Genomic DNA, 26,570 nt, shown 5'->3' with positions numbered 1-26,570 from the left:
CACGATCTCCCCTCCCGCTTGCGGGAGGGGTCGGGGGAGGGCATGTCGCTCTCCCCTCTGTATTTGAAGTAACCCATTGGCTGACGATCGCGACATGGAACAGGCCCTCCCCCAACCCCTCCCGCTGGCGGGAGGGGAGCTGAAAGCCGCCCACCTGGCGGGGGCGACGCCCATGCCCGCCGACTGGCGCGACCTCTTCGCGCTGACCAAGCCGCGCGTTATGAGCCTGGTGATCTTCACCGGACTGTGCGGGCTCCTCGCCGCGCCGCAGAACATCCACCCCGTGCTCGGTTTCACCGCGATCCTGTGCATCGCCATGGGAGCGGGCGGTGCCGCCGCGCTCAACCAGTGGTGGGAGGCCGACCTCGACGCCGGGATGAAGCGCACCGCGCAGCGCCCGATCCCGCAGGGACGCCTCGACCGCACCACCGCGCGTGACTTCGCGGGCGTCCTCTGCGCCGCCTCGGTTTTCCTCATGGGCGTCGCGATCAGCTGGCTGGCGGCCGCCATCCTCGCGATCTCGATCGTCTACTACGCCGTCGTCTATACGATCTGGCTGAAGCCCCGCACTCCGCAGAACATCGTCATCGGCGGCGGCGCCGGGGCCTTCCCGCCGCTGATCGGCTGGGTCGCGGCCACCGGCCATATCTCGCTGATGCCGGTGGTGCTGTTCGCGATCATCTTCATGTGGACCCCGCCGCACTTCTGGGCGCTCGCGCTGTTCGTGAAGACCGACTACGCGAAGGTCGGCATCCCGATGATGCCGGTGGTCGCGGGCGAGCGTTCGACCCGGCGCCAGATCCTCGTCTATGCCGTCCTGTTGCTGCCGCTCAGCGCACTGCCCTGGTGGCTGCCGGGCGACGAGCACACCGGCGCAATCTACGGCGTCTCGGCGCTGGTGCTGTCGAGCGTGTTCCTCGGCTTCGCGGTCCGCGTCGGCCTGCGCGAGCGGACCGGCCCGGACGATGCCATGAAGCCCGAGAAGCAGCTGTTCGCCTATTCGATCCTCTACCTCTTCGCGCTATTCGCGGCGCTCGTCGCCGACCGCTTCATCGCCATCTGATCGGAACCCCGATGCCGGACCACAAGCCCCAGACCGCGGAGCAGATCCGCCGCAGCCGCAACCGCGTGCTGGCGCTCAGCCTGGCCGCGTTCGTCGTGCTGATCTTCTTCGTGTCGATCGCCAAGATGAGCTGACGCGATGACGACTGCCGCCGATCTCCAGCCCGCCCGCAAGGCCCGCAACCGCAAGGTCGGGCTGATGGCGCTGTCGGCCGCGCTCGCCATGCTCGGGCTGGGCTATGCCTCGGTCCCGCTCTACCGCATGTTCTGCGAGGCGACCGGGTTCGGCGGCACCACCAAACGCGTCGACGAGGCGCAGGCGGCGACGGTGCAGGACAGCGGCCGGACGATCTCCATCCGCTTCGACGCCAACGTCGAGCGGGGCATGCCCTGGCAGTTCAAGCCGCTTCAGCGCACCGACACCGTGTCGATCGGGGCGCGCGACATGGCGCTTTTCTGGGCCAGGAACACTTCGGACAAGACGGTGACCGGCACCGCCAGCTTCAACGTCGAGCCCGAACAGGCGGCGCCCTACTTCAACAAGATCCAGTGCTTCTGCTTCACCGAGCAGGTGCTGAAACCTGGCGAGGAAGTGCGCATGCCGGTATTGTACTACATCGATCCGGCGATCCTTGACGATCCGGACAACAAGGACGTCCAGCAGATCACGCTGAGCTACACTTTCCACGTCACCTCTACAGGCGACGCAAAGACACTGGACCGAACTCAAGCAGGCGGTTAAGGCCGCCACGGGAACCGTTTGCGTGATAATCCGCCAAGGCGCGGCGCAGACGGAAGACAGATTGGATGAACGGGGACGAAGGCACCATGGCTGGCACGAAGAACCACGATTACCACATCCTGCCGCCGGACATCGCGCCGCTCGCGACCACCGTCGGCGCCTTCACGTTCACCACCGGCATGGTCCTGTTCATGCACGACATGGCCGGCGGCAAGTTCGTGCCGTGGCTGGGCATGGCGATCCTGCTCGCCTCGATGTTCATGTGGTTCTCCAAGATCGTCCACGAAGCCCACGCGGGCGACCACACGCCGGTCGTCCAGCTCCACCAGCGCTACGGCATGATCCTGTTCATCGCTTCGGAAGTGATGTTCTTCGTCGGCTGGTTCTGGGCCTTCTTCGACTTCTCGCTGTTCCCTTCGGACCTTGCCGAGGTGGTCGGTGGCCAGTGGCCGCCCAAGGCGATCGAGGCGGTCATGGACCCCTTCGCGCTGCCGCTGCTCAACACGCTGATCCTGCTGTGCTCGGGCACTACGGTCACCTGGGCGCACCACTCGCTGATCCACGGCGACCGTGACGGCCTCAAGAAGGGCCTCTGGGCGACGATCCTGCTGGGCGTGTTCTTCTCGTTCATCCAGGGCTACGAGTACCTGCACGCGCCCTTCGGCTTCGGCGGCAACACCTACGGTTCGGCCTTCTACATGGCGACCGGCTTCCACGGCTTCCACGTCATCGTCGGCACGATCATGCTGATCGTGTGCCTCGTGCGCACCTACAAGGGCGACTTCACGCCGCGCCAGCACTTCGGCTTCGAAGCCGCCGCCTGGTACTGGCACTTCGTCGACGTCGTGTGGCTGTTCCTCTTCGTCGCGGTCTACATCTGGGGCGGCTGGGGCTACCCGACGCACTGATCGTTCGACCCGGTCGATACGCAAACGAAAGGGCAGCCGGACTTCGCTTCGGCTGCCCTTTTCGTATCCACTCTCCAGCGCCAGGAACCCCATGCGCCGCATTCCGATCTTCGCCACCATCGTCGTCCTCGCCGCCGTCGGCCTGATGGTCGCCCTCGGCTTCTGGCAGTTGCGGCGGCTGCACCAGAAGGAGGGGCTGCTGGCGCACTATGCGGCGGCCAAGGGCAATCCGGCGCCGGTGGCCTGGACGGCCCGGGGGCCGGGCGACGACCTGCTCTACCGCCGATCGCAACTCGAGTGCGCCAGCGTGGGCGCGCGCAGCGGGATCGCCGGACGCAATGCTGCGGGCGAATCGGGCATCGCGCAGACGGCCCGGTGCACGCTGCCGGGCGGCGGCACGGCGCTGGTGGTGATGGGCTGGTCGCAGCAGCCGCTGGCGGGCGAGGGCTGGAGGGGCGGCCCGGTCAGCGGCGTGATCGCGCCGGGTCCGCGCCTCGTCGCCGACCCGCCGGTCGCCGGGCTCCAGGCCAACGCGATCCCTGACCCGTCGGAACTGCCGAACAACCACCTCTCCTACGCAGGCCAGTGGTTCCTTTTCGCCGCGACCGCGCTGGTGATCTACGTGCTGGCGCTCAGGCGCGGAAAGACGGCGACCAAGGCCTAACCCCTGTTGTAATGCGCCCGGACCAGGCCGACGAACGGGCTGGCCAGCGCCTCGGCGATATGGGCCTCGCTGGCGTGGAGCAGGCCGATCTCGCGCACCAGTTCGAAGTCGCGCACTGGGACGAAGTGTTCGGGCCCGGAGGCGAAGCACTCGGGCATCATGCCCACCCCGGCACCGCTGCGCACGACGGCCAGAACCCGCTCGTCGCTGGTGGTCTTGAGCACGAAGCGAGGGCGCACCCCGCGTTCGACGAAGAAGCGGTTGATCTCGGGCAGGGCCTCGCAGTGGCGGCGCAGCGCCATGCGGTCGCGCGCGAGTTGCTCGGCCTCGACCTCGCTTTCGCCCGCGAGCGGGTGGTCGGGGGGGAGCACCATCATGTAGCGTTCGCGCGCCAGGACCTCGGGATGGAAACGCGCGTGGTGGGGGCGCACGGCGGTGAGCGCCATGTCGATCCTGCCGCGCTCCAGGCGATCGGCTATGTCACGTTCGGTGCCGTCAAGGATTTCGAGTGTTTCGCCCGATCCGAGCGCACGGTGGAGGGCCAGCCAGGCCTCGATCCACGGCGTCGGGATGGTGTTCAGCACGCCGATGCGCAGCAGGGTCGGGTCGGTCACCTCGCTCAGTTCGACCAGCGCGTGCTCGTATTCCGCCGCGATCCGCCGCGCGCGGACGAGGAAACGACTGCCGGCCGGGGTGAGGGCGACGCCTTGCCCCGCCGTTCGCCCCCTGTCGCGGTCGAACAGGCGGGCGCCCAATTCGCGCTCCAGCTTGGCGATCCCGGAGGACAGCGTCGGCTGCGTCACGCTCACTCGCTTGGCGGCGCGGCTGAAGCTGCCGGTCTCGGCGACCGCGAGGAAGTAGCGCAGGAGGTACTGGTCGATCATAGACCGTGTCTATGGCAAGCAGCGGAAACTTTCAATTTCCGCTCGCGTTCGCAGGTCGTTAGATAGACGCGATAAATCGAAATAGAGAAGGAAGAGGCATGAGCGCGCCGGTCCTGCAGACCAATGTCAACCTCGACAGTCCCGAGGCCAAGGCGCGCGATGCCCACAACCGCGCCCTCGCCGCCGAACTGCGCGAGCGCGTCGCCAAGGCCGCGCTGGGCGGCGACGAGCGTTCGCGCGAGCGCCACCTGTCGCGCGGCAAGCTGCTCCCGCGTGACCGGGTGGAACGACTGCTCGATGCGGGCTCCGCCTTCCTCGAGATCGGCCAGCTTGCCGCCAATGGCCTCTATGGCGACGAGGTGCCGGGCGCGGGCCTGATCGCCGGGATCGGGCGCGTCTCGGGCCGCCAGTGCATGATCTTCGCCAACGACGCGACGGTGAAGGGTGGCACCTACTTCCCGCTCACCGTCAAGAAGCACATCCGCGCGCAGGAGATCGCGCAGGCCAACAGCCTCCCTTGCGTCTACCTCGTCGACAGCGGCGGCGCCAACCTGCCCAACCAGGCAGAGGTCTTCCCCGACCGCGACCACTTCGGCCGCTTCTTCTTCAACCAGGCGCAGATGAGCGCGGCGGGCATCCCGCAGATCGCCAGCGTCATGGGCAGCTGCACCGCCGGCGGCGCGTACGTGCCGGCGATGAGCGACGAGAGCGTGATCGTGAAGGAGCAGGGCACGATCTTCCTCGCCGGGCCGCCGCTGGTGCAGGCCGCAACGGGCGAGGTAATCTCGGCGGAAGACCTTGGCGGCGGCGACCTGCACAGCCGCAAGTCCGGCGTCACCGACCACCTCGCCGAGGACGACGAGCACGCGCTGACCATCGTGCGCGACATCGTCAGCCACCTCGGACCGGCGCACCGCCACGACCTCGTCCAGCAGGAATCCCGCCCGCCGAAGTATGCGGCGGAGGAGTTGTACGCCATCGTCCCCGAGGACGTGCGCGCGCCCTACGACGTCCACGAGGTGATCGCCCGCATCGTCGATGCATCCGAGTTTCACGAGTTCAAGGCGCTCTACGGGACGACGCTGGTCTGCGGCTTTGCGCATATCCACGGGCTGCCGGTGGCGATCCTCGCCAACAATGGCGTGCTGTTCTCGGAGAGCGCACAGAAGGGCGCCCACTTCGTCGAACTGGCCTGCCAGCGCCGTATCCCATTGTTGTTCCTGCAGAACATCTCGGGCTTCATGGTTGGCGGAAAGTACGAGGCGGAGGGCATCGCCAAGCACGGCGCCAAGCTGGTCACCGCCGTCGCGACGGCGCAGGTGCCCAAGCTGACGGTGCTGATCGGCGGCTCGTTCGGCGCCGGCAACTACGGCATGTGCGGCCGCGCCTACGACCCGCGCTTCCTGTTCACCTGGCCCAACGCGCGCATCTCGGTGATGGGCGGCGAACAGGCGGCGAGCGTGCTGGCGACGGTCCACCGCGACGCCGCAAAGTGGTCGGCCGAGGACGCCGAGGCGTTCAAGGCGCCGATCCGCCAGAAGTACGAGGACGAGGGCAATCCCTACTACGCCACCGCGCGCCTGTGGGACGACGGCGTGATCGACCCGGTCCAGACCCGCGACGTGCTCGGCCTCGCGCTGGAGGCGTGCCTTGAAGCGCCGATTGCCGACAAGCCGCAGTTCGGCGTGTTCAGGATGTGATGATGGCCGCGAAAGACCGCCTTTTCGTCCTCGACATCGACTACGCCGATCCTGCGTTCGCGCCGCGCAGGTTCTATTGCAAGGACTCCGTCACGGTGGAGGGCCTGCTCGCCCTGTTCCCCGAGCGCGCCGGCCACATCGAACTGGTCCGCGTACCTTGGCCGCGCCCGCGCGCCGCGGTGGTCGAGGCGCTGGGCGAGGCGAATCAGAACCTGCCCGCGCTGGCCTTCGCCGAGGGCGGGTTCGCCAACGACATCGAGGCGGTGCTCGCAGCGCTGCATACCCGACACGGCTTTCCGGAGCGTCATCCATGATCCAGTCATTGCTCATCGCCAATCGCGGCGAGATCGCCTGCCGTGTCATCCGCACCGCGCGCGAACTCGGCATCCGCACCATCGCCGTATACTCCGACGCGGACGCGCAGGCGCTGCACGTGCGCGAGGCGGATGAGGCGGTCCACATCGGCCCCTCGCCGACCCGCGAGAGCTATCTGGTGGGCGAAAAGATCCTCGCCGCTGCCAGGCAGACCGGGGCCGAGGCCATCCACCCCGGCTATGGCTTCCTTTCGGAGAACGCCGAGTTCGCGCAGGCCGTGATCGACGCCGGCATCGTCTGGGTCGGGCCGAACCCTTCGTCCATCACCGCGATGGGGCTGAAGGACGCCGCCAAGACACTCATGGCCGAGGCCGGCGTGCCGGTGACCCCCGGCTACATGGGCGCCAACCAGGAGCCCGACTTCCTCGCCGCCGAGGCCGCCAAGATCGGCTATCCGGTGCTCATCAAGGCGGTGGCGGGCGGCGGCGGCAAGGGCATGCGGCTGGTCGAGGACCCGGGCGATTTCATCGACGCGCTTGCCTCGTGCAAGCGCGAGGCGGCGGCCTCGTTCGGCAACGCTCACGTGCTGATCGAGAAGTACATCGCCAGCCCACGCCACATCGAGGTGCAAGTCTTCGGCGACAAGCACGGCAACGTCCTCCACCTGTTCGAGCGCGACTGCTCGCTCCAGCGCCGCCACCAGAAGGTGATCGAGGAAGCCCCTGCGCCCGGCATGGATGCCGCGACGCGCGAGGCGCTCTGCGCGGCTGCCGTGCGGGCCGCCAAGGCGGTCGACTACGTCGGCGCCGGCACCATCGAGTTCATCGCCGACGGTTCGGGCGCGCTCGACGCGGAGCGCATCTGGTTCATGGAAATGAACACCCGCCTGCAGGTCGAGCACCCGGTCACCGAGGAGATCACCGGCGTCGACCTCGTCGAATGGCAGCTGCGCGTCGCCAGCGGCGAGGCGCTGCCGCTGTCGCAGGAGGACCTGACGATCGACGGCTGGGCGATGGAAGCGCGCCTCTATGCAGAGGACCCGGCCAAGGGATTCCTGCCGAGTATCGGCCGCCTCGAACTCCTGCAGTTCGGCGAGGCCGAGGGCGGCCGCATCGACACCGGCGTCTACGAGGGCGCGGAAGTCTCGCCCTTCTACGACCCGATGATCGCCAAGGTCATCGCCTGGGGCGAAGACCGCGAGGAAGCGCGCGAACGCCTCGGCGAGATGCTGGAGGACAGCGCGGTCTGGCCGGTGCGCACCAACGCCTCGTTCCTCGTCAAGGCGCTGCAGCACCCCGACTTCGCGGCGGGCAAGGTCGATACCGGCCTGATCGGCCGCGACGGCGAGGCACTGGCCGAGCCGCCCGTGCCCTCCGCCGACGTGCTGCAGGCTGCGGCGCAGGCGCTGGTCCCTGTGACGCTGGCGCCGGGTCTGAGGCTCAATGCCCCGGCCGCGCGCTCGGCATGGTTCGTGCTGGACGGCGAGAAGGTCGAGATCGAACTGGTCGGTGAAGGCAGCGACGAGCCGGCCACCGGCGTCCTCGTCACCGAGCAGGGGCAGGCCTGGCTGCTCGCGCCCTGGCGGCGCGACGGCGCGCACGGGGCGGCTGCCGGATCGGGCGCCATCCTCGCGCCGATGCCGGGCAAGGTCATCGCCGTGGATGTCGCGCAGGGACAGGCCGTGACCAAGGGCCAGAAACTGCTCACGCTCGAGGCGATGAAGATGGAACACACCCTGACCGCGCCGTTCGACGGCGTGGTGGCAGAACTCAACGCCAGCGCGGGCCAGCAGGTGCAGGTCGATGCGTTGCTGGTGAAGATCGAGGAGACGGAATAATGCCGGGACGCTTCTTCGACGAATGGCAGCTGGGCGACCGGATCACCCACCAGCCCAGCCGCACCGTCACCGAGACCGACAACCTGCTGTTCTCGGCGATGACGCACAACATGCAGCCGCTGCACCTCGACGCCGAGGCGGCCAAGGCCAGCGAGTTCGGGCAGATCCTGGTCAACTCGACCTTCACCTTCAGCCTCGCGGTGGGCCTCTCGATCGCGGACACCACGGTCGGCACGCTCGTCGCAAACCTCGGCTTCGACAAGGTGGTAACGCCCAAGCCGACCTTCATCGGCGACACTGTCACGTGCTCGAGCGAGGTGGTCGAAATGCGCGAAAGCAAGTCACGGCCGGGGCAGGGGATCGTCGTGTTCAAGCACGAGCTGACCAACCAGCGCGGAGAGACCGCGTTGTCGATGCTGCGGACGGTGTTGTTGAAGAAGAAGGGGTAGGCCGGATTCGCCGATAGCCGTCGTCCCCAGGTTCGAGGGGACGACGGTTCGTTACCCCTCCAGCTGCTCGCCCAGGGACCGCGCCGCGCCCTTCAGCGCCTCCTTCAGCCGCGGCAGTTCGCTCCGCAACGCCGCCCCGATCCCGATCGCGACCAAGGCATGCCCGGGCCGGCGCGTGTCGTCGCGGCCACCTTTCCAGACCGGCGCGGCGATCACGGTGACGCCGGCGATGTAGTGTCCGGCATCTACCGCCACGCCGCTCAGGCGCGCTTCCTCGACCTGGGCGAGCCATTCTTGCCAACTCGGCGCCTCGTCCCAGCGCAAGTGCTCGAAGCGCGGCTCCAGCTCGCTTACCGGGTAGTTACCAAACGCGGCGATGCAGCGACCCGTGGCCGAAACGAGAGCCGGGAACCGGCTGCCGACCTGGGTGGAGAGCTGGAAGTTCTGCCCCGACTGCGACATCGCGGTCACGATGATATGGTCGAGCCCGAAGACCTGTACTCCCAGCGTGGTGATCCCGAACTCCCGCGCCAGGCGGTCCAGCGGGGCCTGTGCGAGGTCGTTGAACTGGTCCCGCCGCAGCCACGCACGGGCGAGCGTGAGCACGCCCGCGTCGAGAGTGTAGCGCTTGGTGTCGGCGTCGAAAGCCACCAGTTCCTCGGCCACCAGCGCGCGCAGCACATAGAGGCAGGTGCTGGGGACGAGGCCGAGTTCGCGCGCGATCGCCTGCACGCCCATCGGTACGCCCCGCTTGCCGAGCAGGCGCAGCACCGCCGCGGCGCGGGCGATGGCGGGGGCCTTGCTGGCCTTCATGGTGTCGCCAAGTTCCGTCATTCAATATACAGAATAACATTCAATATTTACAAAAACAACCGCGCCGTGCCACACCGTGCTGAACACAAGAACAATCTGCGGCGGGCGCGAGTCGGCCGAACGAATGGGACGGTCGATGGCCAAGGTTATTACGGGTCTTACCGACTACACGCGCTATGCCGATGCGCAGGCGCACGCCTCGTCGGCGGCGCTGTGGGAGCTGTTCGACGGCGACCGCGAGCATCTCAACATCGCGCACGAATGCGTGACGCGCCATGCCGACGGGTCGGGCCGCGCGGCGGTGCGCATAGCTCACGGCGACGGTGCCGACGAGATCATCAGCTTTGACACCATATCTTCGGGCGCGGCGCAGTTCGCGCACTGGCTCGACGCCGAGGGCATCCAGCCGGGCGAACGCATCGCCTTCATGCTCGAGCCCTCGCTGCCGTTCTACGTCTGCCTGTTCGGGGCGATGCAGACCGGCGCGATCTCGGTACCGCTGTTCACCCTGTTCGGCCCCGACGCACTGCGGTTGCGGGTAGGCGACTGCGAGCCTTCGGTGCTGATCACCAATGCCGAGAAGGCGGACCTTGCCCGCTCGGTCGCGGTCGATGGCAAACCCCGTGTGGTCGTCGCCGACGAGGCGTTCCTCGCCTCGCTGTCGAACCTGCCGACCACGTACACGCCGAAGACCCGTGCCAACGACATGGCCGTCTTCCAGTACACCAGCGGCACAACGCGCGAGCTGCCCGAGGCGGTCAAGCACTCGCACCGCACGCTGGTGACGCTGATGTTCGCGGCGCTCTACGGCACCGGCATCCGGCCCGGCGACGAGTTCTTCTGCCCCTCCAGCCCCGCCTGGGGCCACGGACTGTGGCATGGCACGCTCGCGCCGCTGGCGATGGGCGTGACGACCGGGACCTTCGCGGGCCGCTTCGATCCGGTGCGGCTGATGAAGGCGCTGGACGACTTCGGCATCACCAACATGTCGGCAGCGGCGACGCACTACCGCATGATGAAGAACAGCGGCGCGGCCGCAGAATTCAATTTCCATTTCGACAAGCTGTCGTTCACCGGCGAGCCGATCGACCCCTCGACGCTGGAGTGGATCGACCAGTGGTTCAAGGTGCCCGCCTGCTCGATGTACGGCACCACCGAGATCGGCGTCGTGCTGGTGAATTACCCCGGCGCGGACGATTTCACGGTCAAGCCCGGCACGCTGGGCAAGGCGGTTCCGGGGCAGAAGCTGGAGGTCCACCGCGTCGACGGCACGGTCTGCGATCCGGGCGAGATCGGCGAGCTGATGCTCTGGCGGGGCGGCGGGTGGATGACCACCAAGGATCGCGCCAAGACGGATGAAGACGGCTACTTCTACCACTGCGGCCGCGCCGACGACGTCATCATCTCCGCCGGCTGGACGATGTCCGCGGTCGAGATCGAGAACACCATGCTGCGCCACGACAACGTGATGGAGTGCGGCGTGATCGGCGTGCCCGACGAGCAGCGCGGGCAGGTGGTGAAGGCCTTCGTCGTCGCCAACTGCGAAGGCTCGGACGCGCTGGTGCGTGAACTGCAGGACTTCACCCGCGAGCGCCTCGCCCAGCATGAATTCCCGCGCATCGTCGAATTCGTCGACGAGCTGCCCAAGAATCCCGCCGGCAAGGTCCACCGCAAGATGCTGCGCGACCGCGAGGCCGCGAAGGCGGCCGAGGCCATGGCCTGACCCAATTCGAAAGTTTGAGGAGTAGAGAAATGGCTACCACAGCAGAACCGAAGAACAAGTTCCCCAAGATCACCGAGGAAGGCCTCGACGACCTGCGCAAGCGCATCGGCGTCAAGATCGAGAACACCGTCGAGCCGTGGAACTACGAAGCCACCCGCGACGCCATCCGCCACTACGCGCACGGCATCGGCGACGACAACCCGCTCTGGTGCGATCCCGAGTACGCGGCGAAGACCAAGTACGGCACGATCGTCGCGCTGCCTTCGTTCCTGTTCACCACCAGCCGTATCATCTCGGGCTACTGCGGCGGCCTGTCGGGCGTCCACGCCATGTGGGCGGGTGCCGACTGGACCTGGCACAAGCCGGTGCTGCGTAACGACACGATCAGCGCGGTCGCCTCGCTCAAGGACCTGGTCGAGCATCAGACCAAGTTCGCCGGCCGCTCGTTCCAGCAGATCTACCACGTCGACTTCTACAACCAGCACGGCGACCAGGTTGCCGGCGCCGACAGCTGGGTGTTCCGCACCGACCGCGACGAAGCGCGCGAGCGCGGTACCAAGTACACCGAGGCGCGCGGCCGCGTTGAGCCCTTCACCCAGGAACAGCTCGACGAGTTCTACGAGATCTACGACCAGGAAGAGCATCGCGGCGCGATCCCGCGCTACTTCGAGGACGTGAACGTCGGCGACAAGCTGCCGCCGATGATGAAGGGCCCGATGACCGTCACTGGCTTCATCTGCTACGCGCAGGGCTGGGGCGGCCTCTACATCCGCGCCAACAAGCTGGCGTACAAGATGCAGAAGGCGCACCCGGGTCTGGGCATCCGCAACCGCTTCAACGTGCCGGACTGCCCCGAGCGCGTCCACTGGGACGAGGCCTTCGCGCTCGAAGTCGGCGCGCCGGGCGCCTACGACTACGGCCCGGAGCGCTGCTCGTGGCTGACCCACCACATGACCGACTGGATCGGCGACGACGGCTTCCTCCACAAGTCGAGCTGCCAGATCCGCCGCCACAACCCGGACGGCGACGCGATGATCCTCACCGGCGAGGTGACGCGCAAGTTCGTCGAGAACGGCAAGAGCTACGTCGAGGTCGCGCAGAAGGCGACCACGCACCGCGGCGAGCTGTCGGCGTTCGGCACCTCGGTGGCGGAACTGCCGACCAAGGGCTGACGTTGCGTTTCCCCTGCCGCCGGGCCTAGTCTCGGCGGCAGGGGACGCCAGTTTGCGGCACCGGGCGAAGATCCGTGGCCGCATGAACCGGAGAGATGCGTGGACGGCAGCAGACCGACATTACAGCCCGACGGCACCGTCCGCGTGCCCGGCTTCGACCTGCCCGTCTCCGCCCTCGTCAGCGCGGAGGCTGCGGCGGCGCAGCGCGCGCGCGCCGATATTCCGGCCTTCGATGCAGCGGGCCAGGAGCCCGATATCGCGGTCCGGCGCGACGAGATCAACGCCTACGCGGCCCAGTCCCTGCCCCGCCTGCGCGAGAGTTTTCCGGTCGAAATCCTCGCCACCGAGATCGGCGGTGTCGAGGTGCTCGACGTCACCCCGGCGGATGGCAGCCATGACCCGACCCGCGTCCTCATCAACCTACACGGCGGCGCCTTCACCGTCGGCTGGGACGGCATCGCGCTGATCGAGGCGATCCCGATGGCCGTGCTGGGCGGCTACCGCGTCGTGACCGTCAACTACCGCATGGCGCCCGAGCACAGGCACCCGGCCGGGGTCGAGGACGTCGCCGCTGTCTACAAGGCGCTGCTCGCAGATTATGCGCCAGGCCGGATCGGCATCTACGGCGGCTCGGCGGGCGGAGCGCTGACGGCGCAGGCCGCCGCCTGGCTTCCCGCGCATGGACTGCCCCAGGCGGGTGCGATCGGTGTGTTCGGAGCGGGCGGCGTACCGTTCGGCGTCGGCGAATCCGCCTATCTCGCCGGCTACATCGACGCCTCGTTCCCGCCGCCGCCTGCCGACGGCAGCGCCCCCATCGACATTACCCGGGGCTATTTCGAAGGGTGCGACGCCAAGGATCCGAGCGCCTGGCCGGCCTACGACCTCGCCGTCATGGCGACCTTCCCGCCCACGCTCATCATCACCGGCACCCGCTCGATGGACCTGAGCCCGGCAATCTACACCAACTCGCAGCTGCTCAAGGCCGGCGTTTCCTCGACGCTGATCGTCGGCGAGGGCATGGGTCACTGCTACTACTACAACCTTGGCCTTCCCGAGGCGCGGGACGCCTACGACCAGATCGTGGCGTTCTTCCGCCGGAACCTGGTGTGAAACGATGAACGAGCCCGCAGCTTCCACCTGGGCGGGACCGCTCGCCGGAGTCCGCGTGATCGACTTCACGCGCGTCCTCGCCGGGCCCGCCGCCAGCCTAGCCCTGGCCGACATGGGCGCGGAGGTGTTCAAGATCGAACCTCCCGGCACCGGCGACGAGACCCGCACGTTTCCGCCGACCCGCGACGGAGAGAGCCACTATTACCTCGCCGTCAATCGCGGCAAGAAGTCGATCGTCGTCGACCTCAAGAGCGCGGAGGGACTGGCGCTGGTCAAGGACCTCGCCGCGCGCTGTGACGTGCTGGTGGAAAACTACCGCCCCGGCGTGATGGAGCGGCTGGGGCTGGGCTGGGAGGAACTGCGCGCGATCAACCCGCGCCTGATCTACTGCTCCATCTCGGGCTACGGGCAGACCGGGCCGCTCAAGGACCGGCCGAGCTTCGACATCGTGCTCCAGGCCATGTCCGGCGCCCTGTCGATGAACGGCGAGCCGGGCGGACTGCCGACCAAGCTGGGCATCCCGCTCGGCGACCTCGTCGGCGGCATCAACGGGCCGATCGGCATTATCTCCGCGCTCTACGAGCGCGAGCGCACCGGCGTGGGCCGCCACATCGACGTCAGCCTGATGGACGGCATGATGGGCATGCTCGGCTACATCGCGCAGCTCGCCTTCTTCAACGGCACCGACCCGCAGCGCGTCGGATCGCAGCACCCCAACCTCGTGCCCTACGGCATCTTCCCGGCGCGCGAGGGCTCGATCGTCATCGCCTGCCTGACGCCCGGTTTCTGGGGCCGCGTCTGCCGCTCGATCGGCCGGGGCGAGCTTTGCGACGACCCGCGCTACGACACGCTGGAAAAGCGCCGCGACGCGCGCGAGGAGGTCAACGCGATCGTCTCCGCCTTCACCTCGCAGCACAGCGTCGACGAACTGGTCGCGATCTTCACCGAGCACGAAGTGCCGCACGCCCCGATCCTCGGCGTGACCGAGGCGCTGGCGCAGCCGCAGGCGGTCGCGCGCGGAATGGTGGTCGAGACGCAGCACGCGGCGCTCGGGCCGATTCCCATCGTCAATCGCCCGATCCGCTTCACCGACGCCGAGCAGCCCGTGCCCGAGGCGCCGCCGGTCCTCGGCCAGCACACCGACGCGGTCCTCGCCGAGGTGCTCGATCTATCGCCCGAGCGGATCGCGGCGCTCCGGGCCTCGGGCATCGTTGCCTGAGCGCGCGGCGTCGGTAAGGTCGCGCGTACAAGCCAAGTCACCGGGATAGCCAGCCATGCCAGACCTTCGTTTCGATGGGCGGGTCGCCGTGATCACCGGCGGCGGGCGGGGTCTCGGCCGCGCCCATGCATTGCTGCTGGCCAGCCGGGGCTGCAAGGTCGTGGTCAACGATCCCGGCGTCTCGATGGCGGGCGACGTCACGGCGGAAGGCCCGGCCGAAGCGCTCGCCGCCGAGATCCGCGCCGCCGGGGGAGAGGCGATCGCCAACACCGACAGCGTCGCCACGCCCGAGGGCGGCAAGGCGATCATCGACGCCGCGATCGGCGCCTTCGGGCGGATCGACATCCTCATCCACTCGGCCGGCAACGTGCGGCGGGGATCGCTGAGCGAACTCGCCTACGAGGACTTCACGGCGGTGCTCGATGTCCATCTCAAGGGCGCCTACCACGTCGTGCGCGAGGCGTTCCCGCACATGATGGCGCAGGGGTACGGGCGCATCGTCCTGACCAGCTCGATCAACGGGCTCTACGGCAAGTCGGACAATGTCACGTACTCGATGTGCAAGGCCGGCTTCATGGGCCTGTCCAACACCGCGGCGATCGAGGGGCAGCACAGCAACGTCCGCTCGAACCTCATCGTCCCCGCCGCCGTCACCCGCATGTCCGAAGGGATCGACACCAGCAAGTTCCCGCCGATGGAGCCCGAGCAGGTCGCGCCCATGGTGGCTTACCTGTGCCATGAAGACTGCCAGGCCACCGGCGAGATGTACGTGGCCATGGGCGGGCGACTTGCCCGCGCCTGGGTGGCCGAGAACGCCGGGATCTACCGCCCCGAATGGTCGCTGGAGGACGTGGCCGACGAGATCGGGGCCATCCGCGAGAGCGGAGAGACGCTGGCCTTCCCCCCGGTCCCCGACGGCCAGCTCGAGCATCTGCTCCACGGCTTCGGCATGATCCGCGCAGGCGCCGCCGGCTGACCGCCTAGAGCGCGATCGCCGAGGGAGGCCGGTTGCGCTTGGCCTGGTAGAGCCTGGCGTCGGCGCTGCGCAGCAGGGTCTCGAGGTCGGTCCCGCTCTCGCTGGAGAGGACCGTGCCGACGCAGGCGGATATCTCGATGACGTCCTCGCCCCGCCGGAAGGGCTGGGCAATGGCCGCGACGATGCGCCGCGCGAGCAGGTCCGCCTCCTCGTTGCGGTTGAGGCCGAACTGGACGATGCCGAACTCGTCGCCGCCAAGGCGCGCCACGATGTCGCCGCTGCGCACAGCGCCGCGCAGGCGCTCGGCGACGGCGGCGAGGAGTTCGTCGCCGGCGGCATGGCCGTAGCGGTCGTTGACCGGCTTGAAGCCATCTAGGTCGAGGTAGTGGACCGCGACCACGCTGCCCGGGCCCAGCAGCATGGCGTTCTCGTCGAAGTACTCGCGCAGAGCGAGGCGGTTGGGCAGCGCGGTCAGTCCGTCGCGGCGGGCGAGCGAGACCGAGGTGAGCTGCTTGCCGATCTCGGTCTTTATCAGCCGGTGCTGCGCGAGCACGGATTGCGAACCGCCGACGAGGAAGGCCAGTGCGATGAGGCTCATGCCTGCGTGGATCGGCTCGAGGCGCAGCGCGGAGGCGGCGATGGCGGGGCCGATCGCCATGACCATGCTGGGAATCGCGATCCGAGGCCTGAGCCCCGTCCCGGTGGCAACGCCCGCGCAGTAGCCGACCAGCACGCAGATCGTCAGCATCTCGGTCGCGTTATTGCCGCGGAGGAACACGTAGCCGCCGAGCATGCCCAGCAGTATGGAAAACAGGTAGTAGGGGCCTGCGAAGCTCAGTTCCAGCCGGCGTGCAGCCGCACGGTCGAGCGCGGCAGTCATAGCCTTGCCGCGCAGGGCAAGGGCGACGCTCACGCGGAGCAGACAGGCGGTGAACGCGGCGATGCCGATCACCCAGAGCAGTCCATCGTGGGCGCTGCGGCCGATCAGCGCCACATAGAGCCCGGTAATCCCCAGCATGATCTTCGACGGGAGGACGTTCGCATAAAGACTGCGAACCAACTCGACGTAGACTTTTTCGGCAAGGGCGTCGGTTGGCGTCATGTCTCACGCGTCGTAACCAGTAAACGCGCAGCAATACACGAAATTTCCCGGCATGCGAGAAGTCGCAGAGGCTATGTCACCTCGGTGTACGATTGTGGGCCGGGTGGTGCGGGACTGCATCAACGCACTTGCGCGATCGAAGAAACGCGCATTCGGAACTTCCCGAACGATTCGCTGTTGTATTGTTCGAGAGGTTGCCAAAAGCGACGCAGAAAAACAGGTTCGTCATGCTTAACGCCCATGAAGTCGTCATCGAAGTCCCGAAATTCGACGTGCCGGTGATACTGGCCTTCAACGCGGCCCTGTGGGTGGTCGTCATCGGGATGGTCGCCGCCGTCATCTGATGATGGAGGTTACTGTTCTGCGTGGCGCTCGATCCGCCGGTGTACGATCTTAGCGCCTGAGGCGAACAGCATCGCTGACCGTGGCTGACCAAAAACCCGCCCACGCCAAACCCGAGTCGATGCCCTGACTGCCATTCAATGGCGACAATGCCGTCGTTTGAATGGTGGGCGGTGAGGGGCTCGAACCCCCGACCCTCTCGGTGTAAACGAGAGGAAGCCGTCTGAAACGCACGTTTTACGTCAACCGACGATAGAACGGAGCGCGAACCGATGACGAACAATAAGGCATCCGCTGACCATTTGCTGACCACTTCTGTTCCGGAGGTGTTCCCCGAATGCTCGAAGTGCGACGACACCGGCTATAAGGATCACGCGGGCTTCGCGCTAGATCCATGTCCCCATGGCGACCCAACCGAGCCCCTAGAACAGATCGTCGCCGAGGCGCTGACCAGCCGCGAGCACGGCCCGGTGACGGCCAGCGAGATTGCCAAGACGATTCGCGCGGCTGGTGTCGACGCTGATTTCCAGAGCGGCGTGGATCGGTGGATGGACGCGTGCTTCGGTGCGGCGATCAAGGCTGACCAGTTGGAGCGCGCCGACCGCTTTATCGAGGAAGCGCTGGAACTCTCTCAGACCTTCCCCGCCTTCACGGCCGAGCGCGCCCATGCTCTGGTCGACTACGTCTTCGCCCGAAGCGTCGGAGAGCCGCACCAAGAGGTGGGCGGCGTCATGGTTACCCTCGCCGCCCTCTGCAACACCGCCGGGCTGAGCATCCACTCTGCTGCCTATGACGAGCTGGCGCGCGTCTGGACGAAGGTCGAGGCGATTCGCGCGAAGCAGCGGCGAAGCCGACCGGGAGCGCCCTACCGGTGGCGGCACCCGCCGCGCCCGACGCAATAACTCGTGACGATCGCCTGATGGCCGCCAAAGCCCTCGGGTACCGCTCCATCGAGGACGCCACAGACTATAGGAATTCGAGCAAGCAGGACCGCGAGTTTGCGGACATGTGCGAGTGGTTCTCTCTGCATCGAATGCGGCACCAGGCTCCCCGCGTGCCAGCCGCGGCCCGATGGAGGCACAAGAAGCGGGGCACCGAGTACGAAGTAGTAGCGGTCGGCGAGCTGCAGATGAGCAGCAACATGCTCGTCGATGGGTCAAGTGTGGTGATCTACCGCGGCGACGACGACCGGCACTGGGTCCGCTGCGAAGACGAATTCCACGACGGCCGGTTCGAAAAAGTCGAGACTACATGATGCCGGTCAGCGAAATGATTTCCGCGGCGATGGCGGCGCGCCCACAACCTACTGCGACAGAATCAACTTTTGAAACTGTCCGTGGCCTGATAGTCGCGACGGCATGAGCGAATTTTCCTTCGAAACGATCAGCGAAAAAGACGGTAGCTGGCAGGCGCTATGCGCCGACTGGAAAAACCAGTGCGAGGAGGCAGGCGAATGCTACGAGGACTACGCGCCAGATAGCTTTGGCGTACTTTCGAAGATCGCAGATGGGAGCCTAGTCCACGCAGACGGGCCCGGGACGGTTACCGCCGCAGCTACGTTGAAGCATGTCGAATCAGGGCAATATTACCTAGCCTGCATGCTGAATTTGGCTCGGTTGCCGCGCACTGACGGCATGACGTTGCGTGTTCGCCACCTCTTGGTTTCACCCTCCCTGGATTTCGGACAGGCGAGTTTGAAACTCTATTCCCAGGTGTTGGTTCATACACTGATGGGTGTTGTTAACACTTCCGAAAGTTCTATGGGAGCTAATAACATCCGGTTTCATTTGCGCAGCCCCAACGACGCTGAATTTTTTGCAGCGGTTGGCGCAGCGCTTGACGGCGAAAAGATTTTTCGCTCTGTGGAAATGAAGGGTTCGTGGTTATATATCACGAAGGTCTGAGCTGAGGAGAAACACATGCTGGCCAACGAACCGAAGGTTCTCGCTGCGATTGAGAGGGCTGTGAACGCCGCCATCGACCAGGTCGGTGTCGAAGGCGTGCGCGCTTTGTCGATGTTTCCGTCATCGCAGAAGCAGCCGGTAGTTTTCAAACTCGCTGCTTAAATAACGGAATTCAGAAGGCCTCGCCGGTTCGCCGAGCGAGGCCTTTCTGTGTCTGCCACCCTATCCACCTCTCGAATGGGAGCGTAGGCTAGGCGTTGCATCACATTGGATCGCGCCGATGACCGAACTTGAATCCCTCCGCTGCGCCACCGAAGACGAAGTGATCGCCGCACTGGAGGGCGCTTACGTCAGCCTACCGATCACGACGCCAGCCGCGCTGCTCGAGGCGTTCAACCTGATCATCGATCAGAAGCTCGGCCAGACGGCCGGCGATGGGGTTATGTGGCCGGGGCTGCGCAGGCCGGCGAACTGATCCACAGGCCTGCCCACAGTATTAGAACGTAGCGAGAACATTGCACGTTGACCCGACTCGTGGAGAGGGCGCCATGATCGCGGATGGGCTACGCATTCATCGATACGGTCGGCATCCTCGGCAACATCCTCAGCACGGGCCGCGAGATCCAGGTGGAGTGCGCCGAGTGCAAGGGGCTGCATCGCTTTACGGCGGCCGAGATCGCCGGGCTCGCTGAGAAGGTGGGGCGCGAGTTCAATCTCTTGAACCGCCGCTGCCGGTGTCGCCTGACGCCCGGATGCACCGGGTGGAACCGCTTCTTCTTCCGCTCCGGGGTCTATCGGCCGCTGTTCACGCCGGAGCAGTCTGGGCGCTGGAGCGATGAGGCACGGGCCGCGAGGATGAGCTTGCCGCCCACAACCTTGTGATCTACCGTTGCTCATCTGTGGCTGGGGCAGCGGCCACGGCAAGCGCATCCCCTAAGCAGTCTGGGCCGCTGCAGCGCGAAAGGCCCACCTGATTACGCGCCCTCGGCTGCAACCGGGTCGGGGCCGCTCAGGGCCGGCGGTGCGCGCAAAGGCCCATTCTACCTCGCAATGATCGTTACGGCTTGAGCGTGGCTCGCGCGTCCACCGACCGGTGATGTCGGTTCGCGCAATCCCCGTACTGCGTCACCAACCGCATTTCCCAGAGCAGGCGCTCCGGATCAACGAACGGCAACGGGCGCGCTTCCACCGGCGGGCAGTCCGCTTCCAGATTGGCCTGAGCGACGGGCGTTGGCGGCGCCGATGGCGTCGTCGAGCACGCTGCCAGCAGCATCAGGCACAGCGCAGTCGGCAGGGACCGCGACGTCGCGATAGATCGTGCTGATGCGGCTTTCCCGCACCATGGACTGGCTTTGGTCATCCTGTCGGTCTTTCTCGTAAAGGTCGCCCTGGGCGCGCATGTGCTGGGCCGCTTCGTTGGTGGCCTTCGTGGCATCCGCGAGCGCGTCGAGGGCTTTGCTGTCGTGGCGCCAGTCGCTGACGGTCCAGCCACCCCATGCACCGAGCGCGAGCAGCGCCGCGCCGATGCCAGCAAGCCAGGGGAGGCGGATCATGACTTCGTGCCGTACAGCTTGGCCTCGTCTGCGCGCCGCTTCGTCAGACCCGCCATCACCCGACCCGCCGCCTTGTTCCAGCGCGAGAATTCGCCTGCAGCGCCGGCATAGTCGCGCGCGCGGTGCTTGCGGAGCAGGGTCGAGGCCGCGAAGTTTGTAGCGCCGACATTGTAGGCGAGCGACACCATGGCATCGAACTGGTTTTGCGTCGTGGGGGTGGTAGCGAGCAGCTTGGACACCTGGGCAGCGAACTCCCCGACATGAGCGGTGAACCGCGCCTGCGCCTTCTCCCGGGTCCAAATGGTGCCCTTGCGAATGTCCGCGCCAGTCGAGCCCCAGCCGATGGTCCAGGGCGCTCCGCCCGTCGCTGGGTCCGGATAGGCCTGGACCCGGCCGTCGCCGAGGTCCTTGGAGTACCCCTCCCATTTTTTGATCAGAGCTTCGCCCTTGGGTCCAAGCTGCATAGCTACGCCTCCTTCGATGTCGGGATGCGCACGACGGCGCGGTCAGGCTTTCGGGGCGGTCCCGAGGAAAGCATCGATCGCCGCCTTCGCGCGGCCCATGACTGCGCTCTTGGCAAAGCCGATCAGGCCCGCTCCCGCCGAGCCTATGCCGATGCCGGTGATACCCGCCTTGAGCAGATCGAGCTGGTGCGCCTGGACCCACAGCACGGTGACCAGCAGGCACAGCGCGGTGATGGCGAAATCGAGCGCCCACTGCGCCCGGCCCTCCGCCTGCAGGCCGATGACCAAGCGGGTGATGATCACGGCGAGAATGCAGACCACCATCGGGCCTGCCGGAAAGGGATAGCCAGCGATCCACCAGACCACCGGCTCGCGAGACACGACACCGCCCATAGCTGCGGCCCCCAGCACCGCGATCAATCTTAGCGCAGACATACGGCTGACAGCGCAGCTACGAAGCTTAGGATAACGACACCGCCGGCTCGGGCGAGCTGCGGCCAGCGGCTCCACATGTCGACAGGAAGCGGAGCCTTGCGCAGCTGATGCTCGACGCCCGGCTCGCCGAGGATGGCCAGGCCCATCCACGCCATGCCGCATGCGACGGCGATCGGATCAATCCAGCGCTTGGCCATCATGACGCGGGCGATCGTCACCGGGTTATCTGGGTTCCACCCCCACAGCTCCATGGCGGCGGCACCGCATCGAAGCGTCAGACCAGCTGCGGCGAAAAGCAGGATGATCCGGTATATGGAAACAGGGTCTTTCGGATGATCCCACCGGCGCTGCATCCAGATCCGGCGCGCCTGCTTTCCCGTCATCATCGCGCCTAGGAACGTGGCAGAGGTCATGACGAACAGGTTGAATAGGAACAGCGACGTGCCGTCATTGAAGCTGGGCGGGATGGCCGTGGCCGGCCCCGCCTCGACGGATTGCGCGACCAGGCTGGTTGCCGCGCCGAGTGCAGTTAGGTTCATAGTCCGCGCCTTGCTCTGGTCTGCATATTGCTGACGGCCCTGTTGGCGATCACGAGGCGAATCTCGCCACCATCACGCGCATGGCGAAAGTCCCGCTGGCCACACTGGCGGCGCTGTGATTGGTCCTGGTGATCGTCAGCGTGTTTGCAGCGGTCAGGGAAACGGTAATTTGCACCCCGCCTGGCATGCCGGCGACATGCACGGACGGTACGAAATCGGTATCGCCGGCCGCGATGCCCAAGGCTGAGCTGGCATAGTTCCAGCTATCCGTCGCGCCGGCTGCCAACGTCGGCAGCGCCTGGTTGACGGTGACGCTATAGATTTTCTTGACCGGCGTTCCGTCCCCGATCAGCAGCTTGCTTACCCGCTCGCCGCTGCGAACCGAGTAGTCTTTCACGGGGCCGAAGACGTTGCCGCCGTGGCTGGCCACTGCTGCCGCACCGGTGCCATCGCCGGTGATGGTGACGACGATCGGAGCGCCAGGCAGTTCCGGGAAGCCTGGCGATGCAGGGCGACCAGCGTAACCCGAACCGCCATTCGTGATCGTGATGCCGACTACCTTGCCATCGACCACGGTTGCCGCTGCGGTCGCACCAGATCCCGAAGCGGCGCCGGTAATTGCGACATTGGCAAAGGTGTAGCCGGACCCTTCGCTCGTCACTCGGATGTAGCGGATGACACCGTCGCGCGCGGAAGTTGGGGTGTCATAATCGACCTGCGCCTCGACCCCTTCCAAACCGACGATGAGACCGTACGTTTGGGGTGACCGACCAGCGTCGGCGCCATCGGTGTTGTTCCCAGTGAGCAGACCTCTGGCCGAGCAGCCTTGCGCCGCCCCCGCAAAGAAGACGCCGGAGCGAAGGTCCGTGGCGTAGCCGACGGCGAGCAGATCGAGGCCATTGCGAAGCACCTTCGATCCGTCAAGATTGACGCCGATCCGTGCGCCATTCACGTAAATGCCGCAGCGGTTATTGTCGTAGGCAGAGGCCTGCACGCGCATCCAATCGCCCTCGATGTAGATGCCATCGACGCCGTTGTTCCAGGCCAGCGCGCCCAACAACTCGGTTACTGCGCTGATGTTAAAGCCCGAGGCAGTGTTAGCACCGGCAATCAGCCCGAAAGCGGCGGTGTCCGGGCAAGCCAGGATGTAGCCATTCCCGCGATTATACAACGAGACGAGTTGCCGCAGGCGGGTGTTTGATTGCGTCGCGCCCTGGGCGCCGCCTGTCTGGGTCCGGAAGCCTGCCCCTGCATGCTGTAGAAAGATGCAATCATCGGCCTGGGCATAGCGAGCACCGTGAAGCACGAGGCCGTCGGCATGACTGTCGAGGTTTCCCTTGTTGCCGAAGAAGGCGAAGCCTGAGACCCGCGCGGCAAGGCGGCTATCTCGCTGCGCCCCCTGATACAGGATGCGCATGAGGGCCTTACCGACTGGGAGAGACGCATCATCCTTGAGCTTCCAGTAAGCCCCCCGAGGGATCGCGCCGTAATTCTCGAAATAGCCCCCCGGGCCGATCAGGTGCAGCGGCGTCGTGATCCGGATTTCGTCAGAGACGACAATCGGTCCAGCATCCCGGAAGTCGATGACGCCCATGCCCACCGAAGCAAAGCGCGCGCGGATCTTGTCTGTCTGATCGACCTCGCTGGGAACGATACCGAGCTTCCGTGCGGTCACCTTTTCCTTAAGGAGATTTTCAAGGTCAGTGGCCACAGGAACGCCAGCGAGCAGGCTGAAGCCGACTTTTTGCGACCCCGACGGATCGGCCAGCTCTTGCCTGCCAACCAGCGCCTCGGCTTGTGGGTCGCTGACAGGAAGCTGACTAGAGTCGGTAGGATAGCCGATCAGCCCCACATCGCCCGGCTCTACGAACGGCCCTTCATCGACGAAGCCAGGCGCGGCGTCGATCCGCCGATACCGACGCCGCAGGCCGGTCAGCGGATCAATGCTGTTGAAACGTGCATCTATGGGCAGGTCGGCTCCCGCTTCAGGCGTGTCCCGCCGATACTCGACGCCGTTCTGGATCGGCTCCATGCCGGCGAATAGCGCGGCATTGCGCTCTAGAAGTGTCGCCAGCTGATCTTCGTATGCCACGGCAAGCCCTCCTTTCAGTCGACCAGCTTGCGCAGGCGGGCCAGTTCGATGTCGCCAATCTTGACCATGGCCGTGCGGGCGCTAGCCCACTGCGTGACCTGGCGCCGCGTGCGTTCCTCGAGGGGGCTGGCAGCCGAAGCAAGGCGATCAAGGAACTCTGTGATCTCGTCGCTGCCCAGCAGCGCGAGGAATTCCTGCATCGGCGCGATCGTGGCTTGAGCCAGTTGGCGTTCAATCTCGTCGCGCTGGGTGCGCATGGTCTCGATCGACGGGTTGTCGTCCTTCATGGCTCAATCCTTCGGCTTGCGGGTGACATGGCCATCGACAACGATGTGCGTGGCATCCCAGTCGGGACGGAATTCTGGGACTTCGACGAAGGGACGGCCATCGACCTGTGCCCACTCGATCGGCCCCGTGGCGCACTCGCTGATGACGCCGGTGGCTGGATCGAAGAAGACGACCGCCGTCATGAGTAGACGATCGTCGTAGCGAGGTTGCGGCCTATGATGGTCATATTGGAAGGTCCTTCAAAGGCGACTTCGACGCTGTAGGTACCCGCCGCCAAAGTGTTCGAGCCGGCGAGAACCGCCGAGATTTCACTGGTCGCGCCGCCGACCGAGAAGACCTGAACGCCGCCGATCCGAAGCGTCAGGTTCGAGTTGGAAACTGAACCGGCGTAACTGATCGCCAGTGCGGCGAGGGCTTGGATGGAGCCAGGCGCAAGGAGCGTGACGGTGCGCGTGAGCACTGTCAGCTTAGTGCCCATACCGGCGCCGGGTACCGGCGTTGAGGCAGCGACCGCAGCGAATTGCGCACTGTTGCCCGATCCAGCCTTCAGCCGGTCCACCTCAACGTTCGGCATCTTCACGGTGTCGCCGTCGATCTCGAACACGGCCTGGCTGAAGGTGCCAGCCGCATCCCAAACCCGGAAGTAGTCGGCGACAAAGTCGAAGCCGCCTTCGACCCCGTCATTATTGGCAAGGAAGCCGATGACATGGCCGTTGCTATCCAGCTTGACGCCGTAGCGCAGGAACAATCCGTCAACGGATTCTGCCAGGATCACGATCTCGGCGGTCTGGCCTTCGAACGTGGTCTCGAGCGCGAACAGCTGGGAGGCCAGCGCCTCATCCTCGCTCACACGCGCAGTTTGCTCTTCCAACACGAGGGCGCTGACATCGGCAATGCCGCCAGAGAGAGTTGCTGCCAGCGCGGCCCGCGCCGTCGCCTCGGCTTCGTCTGCGGTAACGCGCGCGTTTTGCTCGACCAATATCGCTGCATTCAGGTCGTTCACGGCGCCGTCTAAAGTGGCCGCAAGGGCCTGACGTAGATCGGCCTCGGCGCTGTCAGCGTCGGCCCGGGTCGAAGCCTCGCTGACGATCGCTGCCTGCAGGTCAGAGACCAAGCCGCCGACATCGGACTGAAATAGCGAGATGGCCAATTCCCGTGCAGCCGTTTCGGCCGAGTCTGCAGAAGCGCGAACGACCTGCTCCAGTTCGATCGCCGCCATGGCCGCATCAATACCGTCGGTGGCGGTTGCCTCGATCGAGGTCAGCATCTCTATGAGCGCCTCGCCCTGTTCGGTGCGTTCGCTGATCTCCTGCCGGACGCGGGTTCCAATTTCGCTGCCATCGAGATGCGTCAGCCGTTCCCACCTGTCCTTCCGCTCTTCGGCGAGGATCTGCATGTTGTAGGTGGCGAGCAGGTTGTTGCGCTGCCGCTCGACGAGGGATTTGGCGCCCTCCACGATGTCTGCCGCGGTGGTGGTGGATGCGAGCGCCTTCAGCGCATCCATCGCGTCCTGCGCATTGCCATCGCCTACGGGCGTGCCCGGGGGGGCGCCCACAGTAGCGTTCTCCTCCGGCTTGGTGCCATCCGGATCCGCAATGTCCGGCCAGTCGACGGCAGCACCCAGCGGCAAGGCCTTTTCGGCAGCGCTGAGACCTTCGATTGACAGCGCCAGCTTGCTGACGTTCTCGCCGACCTCAATCGAGAAATCCTTGAAGAACCCGTAGATCGTCAGGCTGTCGACGCCGTCCTCGCCGATCCACAGACATGGCCGCGCACGCACCGCGGCGATGCGATCAAACACCACGTCGATCGCCGCTGTATCGATCAGCGCATTCGCCGACATGCCCTTGGCCCAGGCGCGCTCAACGATCGTCACCTCGCCGAATTCGTCGACGTCCTTCCGGCTGTAGTCGGTGATCCCTGCGGTCGGGCTCGCCTCAGTCACACCGAGCCCCGCGAGGCCGCCGACCAGCAGCGTACCCACCGCCACCTGACCCACGCCGGCAATGGTCACAGTGACCACTCCACCTGCCCCGGGGAGATCGAGGAAGGTGATCGCGCCCTCGGTGGCCGCAACCGTGCGATCGTAGCCACCAATCTGCACACGGATAGTCGCCGCGACGACGTCGAGCAGCGCCACCGCATCGATGGCGCCGGCGTCGATCGAGACGGTGATCACGTTGGCGGCAGTCGTCGCCGTGCCCAGCGCCTGGTCAAACATGGCCCAGCGATTCGTCGGACCAATGTCGAGCCACTGGGGAGCGGCGGCCGCCGGAT

General features: G+C 66.2%; 30 protein-coding genes, 1 tRNA gene and 1 pseudogene. 20 read left to right on the top strand and 12 right to left on the bottom strand.

All coding sequences use genetic code 11. The annotated features are described in order from the left end of the window. The first annotated feature begins 172 nt into the window (after positions 1–172). From PMI02_RS19120 to PMI02_RS19105, 5 genes are all read left to right on the top strand, one after another. Positions 173–1,063, top strand: coding sequence for a heme o synthase (locus PMI02_RS19120; protein WP_036504559.1), 891 nt, complete (start codon positions 173–175; stop codon positions 1,061–1,063). A gap of 11 nt (positions 1,064–1,074) precedes the next feature. Next, positions 1,075–1,197: a hypothetical protein gene (locus tag PMI02_RS28205; RefSeq protein WP_007685915.1), complete on the top strand. Its 123-nt coding sequence runs from the start codon at positions 1,075–1,077 to the stop codon at positions 1,195–1,197. Between the two features lie 4 nt (positions 1,198–1,201). After that, entirely contained in the window at positions 1,202–1,804 is a 603-nt protein-coding gene (locus tag PMI02_RS19115; RefSeq protein WP_007685913.1) for a cytochrome c oxidase assembly protein, read from the top strand. Positions 1,805–1,890: 86 nt separating this feature from the next. Then, entirely contained in the window at positions 1,891–2,712 is an 822-nt protein-coding gene (locus tag PMI02_RS19110) for a cytochrome c oxidase subunit 3 (protein ID WP_036504563.1), read from the top strand. A 91-nt stretch (positions 2,713–2,803) separates the two neighbouring features. Then, positions 2,804–3,376 (top strand): SURF1 family cytochrome oxidase biogenesis protein, encoded by a 573-nt coding sequence (locus tag PMI02_RS19105; protein ID WP_007685909.1) that lies wholly within the window; start codon positions 2,804–2,806, stop codon positions 3,374–3,376. Here PMI02_RS19105 and PMI02_RS19100 read toward each other — a convergent pair. Next, positions 3,373–4,260 (bottom strand): LysR family transcriptional regulator, encoded by an 888-nt coding sequence (locus PMI02_RS19100; protein ID WP_007685908.1) that lies wholly within the window; start codon positions 4,258–4,260, stop codon positions 3,373–3,375. The genes PMI02_RS19105 and PMI02_RS19100 overlap by 4 nt on opposite strands. A gap of 98 nt (positions 4,261–4,358) precedes the next feature. On the opposite strand from PMI02_RS19100, the gene PMI02_RS19095 reads away from it, so the two are divergent. From PMI02_RS19095 to PMI02_RS19080, 4 genes are read left to right on the top strand one after another with little or no spacing between them, the layout of a single operon-like run. Beyond that, a complete protein-coding gene (locus PMI02_RS19095; RefSeq protein WP_007685906.1) occupies positions 4,359–5,960 on the top strand; it encodes a carboxyl transferase domain-containing protein in 1,602 nt (533 codons plus the stop codon). A 2-nt stretch (positions 5,961–5,962) separates the two neighbouring features. Next, the gene (locus PMI02_RS19090) at positions 5,963–6,274 is read left to right on the top strand and encodes a DUF3088 family protein (protein ID WP_007685904.1); all 312 of its coding nucleotides are present in this window, start codon (positions 5,963–5,965) and stop codon (positions 6,272–6,274) included. Beyond that, positions 6,271–8,112 carry an acetyl/propionyl/methylcrotonyl-CoA carboxylase subunit alpha gene (locus tag PMI02_RS19085; protein WP_007685901.1) on the top strand — a complete coding sequence of 614 codons (1,842 nt, stop codon included), beginning with the start codon at positions 6,271–6,273 and terminating at the stop codon, positions 8,110–8,112. The genes PMI02_RS19090 and PMI02_RS19085 overlap by 4 nt, the downstream gene beginning before the upstream one ends. Next, the gene (locus tag PMI02_RS19080) at positions 8,112–8,561 is read left to right on the top strand and encodes a MaoC family dehydratase (protein ID WP_007685899.1); all 450 of its coding nucleotides are present in this window, start codon (positions 8,112–8,114) and stop codon (positions 8,559–8,561) included. The genes PMI02_RS19085 and PMI02_RS19080 overlap by 1 nt, the downstream gene beginning before the upstream one ends. Positions 8,562–8,612: 51 nt before the next feature. Here the strand turns inward: PMI02_RS19080 and PMI02_RS19075 are convergent, their stop codons facing one another. Next, positions 8,613–9,395 carry an IclR family transcriptional regulator gene (locus PMI02_RS19075; RefSeq protein ID WP_007685897.1) on the bottom strand — a complete coding sequence of 261 codons (783 nt, stop codon included), beginning with the start codon at positions 9,393–9,395 and terminating at the stop codon, positions 8,613–8,615. 115 nt (positions 9,396–9,510) lie between these two features. Here PMI02_RS19075 and PMI02_RS19070 point away from each other — a divergent pair, with 115 nt between their 5' ends. The 5 genes from PMI02_RS19070 to PMI02_RS19050 all read left to right on the top strand — a co-directional run bounded on the left by PMI02_RS19070 (position 9,511) and on the right by PMI02_RS19050 (position 15,574). Further along, positions 9,511–11,097 (top strand): acyl-CoA synthetase, encoded by a 1,587-nt coding sequence (locus tag PMI02_RS19070; RefSeq protein WP_007685895.1) that lies wholly within the window; start codon positions 9,511–9,513, stop codon positions 11,095–11,097. Between the two features lie 29 nt (positions 11,098–11,126). Beyond that, on the top strand, positions 11,127–12,269 hold the full coding sequence (locus PMI02_RS19065; RefSeq protein ID WP_007685892.1) for a MaoC family dehydratase N-terminal domain-containing protein: 1,143 nt from the start codon (positions 11,127–11,129) through the stop codon (positions 12,267–12,269). Positions 12,270–12,368: 99 nt separating this feature from the next. Then, complete coding sequence (locus PMI02_RS19060; protein ID WP_007685890.1) at positions 12,369–13,379, top strand: alpha/beta hydrolase; 1,011 nt, start codon at positions 12,369–12,371, stop codon at positions 13,377–13,379. Positions 13,380–13,383: 4 nt separating this feature from the next. After that, positions 13,384–14,598, top strand: a complete 1,215-nt coding sequence (locus tag PMI02_RS19055) for a CaiB/BaiF CoA-transferase family protein (RefSeq protein WP_007685888.1) — start codon at positions 13,384–13,386, stop codon at positions 14,596–14,598. 55 nt (positions 14,599–14,653) lie between these two features. Further along, entirely contained in the window at positions 14,654–15,574 is a 921-nt protein-coding gene (locus PMI02_RS19050) for an SDR family NAD(P)-dependent oxidoreductase (RefSeq protein ID WP_007685886.1), read from the top strand. A gap of 4 nt (positions 15,575–15,578) precedes the next feature. Here PMI02_RS19050 and PMI02_RS19045 read toward each other — a convergent pair whose 3' ends face one another. Beyond that, positions 15,579–16,676: a GGDEF domain-containing protein gene (locus PMI02_RS19045; protein WP_007685884.1), complete on the bottom strand. Its 1,098-nt coding sequence runs from the start codon at positions 16,674–16,676 to the stop codon at positions 15,579–15,581. Between the two features lie 506 nt (positions 16,677–17,182). Beyond that, positions 17,183–17,252, bottom strand: a tRNA-Ser gene (locus PMI02_RS19040). Between the two features lie 38 nt (positions 17,253–17,290). Between PMI02_RS19040 and PMI02_RS27750 the strand changes: the two genes are divergently transcribed. The 6 genes from PMI02_RS27750 to PMI02_RS19020 all read left to right on the top strand — a co-directional run bounded on the left by PMI02_RS27750 (position 17,291) and on the right by PMI02_RS19020 (position 19,804). Beyond that, positions 17,291–17,920 carry a hypothetical protein gene (locus PMI02_RS27750; RefSeq protein ID WP_007685879.1) on the top strand — a complete coding sequence of 210 codons (630 nt, stop codon included), beginning with the start codon at positions 17,291–17,293 and terminating at the stop codon, positions 17,918–17,920. A gap of 17 nt (positions 17,921–17,937) precedes the next feature. After that, entirely contained in the window at positions 17,938–18,273 is a 336-nt protein-coding gene (locus tag PMI02_RS26000; RefSeq protein ID WP_052025667.1) for a hypothetical protein, read from the top strand. 103 nt (positions 18,274–18,376) lie between these two features. Beyond that, positions 18,377–18,922, top strand: coding sequence for a hypothetical protein (locus PMI02_RS19030; protein WP_007685876.1), 546 nt, complete (start codon positions 18,377–18,379; stop codon positions 18,920–18,922). A 15-nt stretch (positions 18,923–18,937) separates the two neighbouring features. After that, entirely contained in the window at positions 18,938–19,084 is a 147-nt protein-coding gene (locus PMI02_RS27310; RefSeq protein WP_007685874.1) for a hypothetical protein, read from the top strand. Between the two features lie 118 nt (positions 19,085–19,202). Beyond that, positions 19,203–19,397 (top strand): hypothetical protein, encoded by a 195-nt coding sequence (locus tag PMI02_RS19025; protein WP_007685872.1) that lies wholly within the window; start codon positions 19,203–19,205, stop codon positions 19,395–19,397. A gap of 83 nt (positions 19,398–19,480) precedes the next feature. After that, positions 19,481–19,804 (top strand): hypothetical protein, encoded by a 324-nt coding sequence (locus tag PMI02_RS19020; protein WP_007685870.1) that lies wholly within the window; start codon positions 19,481–19,483, stop codon positions 19,802–19,804. A 278-nt stretch (positions 19,805–20,082) separates the two neighbouring features. Here PMI02_RS19020 and PMI02_RS19015 read toward each other — a convergent pair whose 3' ends face one another. From PMI02_RS19015 to PMI02_RS18980, 8 genes and pseudogenes are all read right to left on the bottom strand, one after another. Beyond that, positions 20,083–20,475, bottom strand: a complete 393-nt coding sequence (locus PMI02_RS19015) for a hypothetical protein (RefSeq protein WP_007685868.1) — start codon at positions 20,473–20,475, stop codon at positions 20,083–20,085. Beyond that, the gene (locus PMI02_RS19010) at positions 20,472–20,939 is read right to left on the bottom strand and encodes a lysozyme (protein ID WP_007685866.1); all 468 of its coding nucleotides are present in this window, start codon (positions 20,937–20,939) and stop codon (positions 20,472–20,474) included. The genes PMI02_RS19015 and PMI02_RS19010 overlap by 4 nt, the downstream gene beginning before the upstream one ends. Before the next feature lie 42 nt (positions 20,940–20,981). After that, positions 20,982–21,320 (bottom strand): hypothetical protein, encoded by a 339-nt coding sequence (locus PMI02_RS19005; protein ID WP_238539114.1) that lies wholly within the window; start codon positions 21,318–21,320, stop codon positions 20,982–20,984. Positions 21,321–21,361: 41 nt separating this feature from the next. Then, positions 21,362–21,913, bottom strand: a complete 552-nt coding sequence (locus PMI02_RS19000) for a hypothetical protein (protein ID WP_007685862.1) — start codon at positions 21,911–21,913, stop codon at positions 21,362–21,364. A 49-nt stretch (positions 21,914–21,962) separates the two neighbouring features. Continuing rightward, entirely contained in the window at positions 21,963–24,005 is a 2,043-nt protein-coding gene (locus PMI02_RS18995) for a hypothetical protein (protein ID WP_007685861.1), read from the bottom strand. A gap of 14 nt (positions 24,006–24,019) precedes the next feature. Beyond that, positions 24,020–24,292, bottom strand: coding sequence for a hypothetical protein (locus PMI02_RS18990; RefSeq protein WP_007685858.1), 273 nt, complete (start codon positions 24,290–24,292; stop codon positions 24,020–24,022). A gap of 3 nt (positions 24,293–24,295) precedes the next feature. After that, positions 24,296–24,475, bottom strand: coding sequence for a hypothetical protein (locus tag PMI02_RS18985; RefSeq protein ID WP_007685855.1), 180 nt, complete (start codon positions 24,473–24,475; stop codon positions 24,296–24,298). Beyond that, positions 24,472–26,570 (bottom strand): annotated as a pseudogene (locus PMI02_RS18980) (hypothetical protein); the annotation flags it as partial. The pseudogene PMI02_RS18980 and the gene PMI02_RS18985, both read right to left, overlap by 4 nt.

The organism is Novosphingobium sp. AP12 (assembly GCF_000281975.1).
Taxonomy (GTDB): Bacteria; Pseudomonadota; Alphaproteobacteria; order Sphingomonadales; family Sphingomonadaceae; genus Novosphingobium.
Note: the sequence above shows the minus strand (reverse complement) of the source record. Positions and strands in the feature narration are given on the sequence as shown.

Coding starts and splice junctions, on each gene's coding strand:
- PMI02_RS19120 (WP_036504559.1), top strand. CDS start 173: ATGCCCGCCGACTGGCGCGACCTCTTCGCGCTGACCAAGCCGCGCGTT.
- PMI02_RS28205 (WP_007685915.1), top strand. CDS start 1,075: ATGCCGGACCACAAGCCCCAGACCGCGGAGCAGATCCGCCGCAGCCGC.
- PMI02_RS19115 (WP_007685913.1), top strand. CDS start 1,202: ATGACGACTGCCGCCGATCTCCAGCCCGCCCGCAAGGCCCGCAACCGC.
- PMI02_RS19110 (WP_036504563.1), top strand. CDS start 1,891: ATGGCTGGCACGAAGAACCACGATTACCACATCCTGCCGCCGGACATC.
- PMI02_RS19105 (WP_007685909.1), top strand. CDS start 2,804: ATGCGCCGCATTCCGATCTTCGCCACCATCGTCGTCCTCGCCGCCGTC.
- PMI02_RS19100 (WP_007685908.1), bottom strand. CDS start 4,260: ATGATCGACCAGTACCTCCTGCGCTACTTCCTCGCGGTCGCCGAGACC.
- PMI02_RS19095 (WP_007685906.1), top strand. CDS start 4,359: ATGAGCGCGCCGGTCCTGCAGACCAATGTCAACCTCGACAGTCCCGAG.
- PMI02_RS19090 (WP_007685904.1), top strand. CDS start 5,963: ATGGCCGCGAAAGACCGCCTTTTCGTCCTCGACATCGACTACGCCGAT.
- PMI02_RS19085 (WP_007685901.1), top strand. CDS start 6,271: ATGATCCAGTCATTGCTCATCGCCAATCGCGGCGAGATCGCCTGCCGT.
- PMI02_RS19080 (WP_007685899.1), top strand. CDS start 8,112: ATGCCGGGACGCTTCTTCGACGAATGGCAGCTGGGCGACCGGATCACC.
- PMI02_RS19075 (WP_007685897.1), bottom strand. CDS start 9,395: ATGACGGAACTTGGCGACACCATGAAGGCCAGCAAGGCCCCCGCCATC.
- PMI02_RS19070 (WP_007685895.1), top strand. CDS start 9,511: ATGGCCAAGGTTATTACGGGTCTTACCGACTACACGCGCTATGCCGAT.
- PMI02_RS19065 (WP_007685892.1), top strand. CDS start 11,127: ATGGCTACCACAGCAGAACCGAAGAACAAGTTCCCCAAGATCACCGAG.
- PMI02_RS19055 (WP_007685888.1), top strand. CDS start 13,384: ATGAACGAGCCCGCAGCTTCCACCTGGGCGGGACCGCTCGCCGGAGTC.
- PMI02_RS19050 (WP_007685886.1), top strand. CDS start 14,654: ATGCCAGACCTTCGTTTCGATGGGCGGGTCGCCGTGATCACCGGCGGC.
- PMI02_RS19045 (WP_007685884.1), bottom strand. CDS start 16,676: ATGACGCCAACCGACGCCCTTGCCGAAAAAGTCTACGTCGAGTTGGTT.
- PMI02_RS27750 (WP_007685879.1), top strand. CDS start 17,291: ATGACGAACAATAAGGCATCCGCTGACCATTTGCTGACCACTTCTGTT.
- PMI02_RS26000 (WP_052025667.1), top strand. CDS start 17,938: ATGGCCGCCAAAGCCCTCGGGTACCGCTCCATCGAGGACGCCACAGAC.
- PMI02_RS19030 (WP_007685876.1), top strand. CDS start 18,377: ATGAGCGAATTTTCCTTCGAAACGATCAGCGAAAAAGACGGTAGCTGG.
- PMI02_RS27310 (WP_007685874.1), top strand. CDS start 18,938: ATGCTGGCCAACGAACCGAAGGTTCTCGCTGCGATTGAGAGGGCTGTG.
- PMI02_RS19025 (WP_007685872.1), top strand. CDS start 19,203: ATGACCGAACTTGAATCCCTCCGCTGCGCCACCGAAGACGAAGTGATC.
- PMI02_RS19020 (WP_007685870.1), top strand. CDS start 19,481: ATGGGCTACGCATTCATCGATACGGTCGGCATCCTCGGCAACATCCTC.
- PMI02_RS19015 (WP_007685868.1), bottom strand. CDS start 20,475: ATGATCCGCCTCCCCTGGCTTGCTGGCATCGGCGCGGCGCTGCTCGCG.
- PMI02_RS19010 (WP_007685866.1), bottom strand. CDS start 20,939: ATGCAGCTTGGACCCAAGGGCGAAGCTCTGATCAAAAAATGGGAGGGG.
- PMI02_RS19000 (WP_007685862.1), bottom strand. CDS start 21,913: ATGAACCTAACTGCACTCGGCGCGGCAACCAGCCTGGTCGCGCAATCC.
- PMI02_RS18990 (WP_007685858.1), bottom strand. CDS start 24,292: ATGAAGGACGACAACCCGTCGATCGAGACCATGCGCACCCAGCGCGAC.
- PMI02_RS18985 (WP_007685855.1), bottom strand. CDS start 24,475: ATGACGGCGGTCGTCTTCTTCGATCCAGCCACCGGCGTCATCAGCGAG.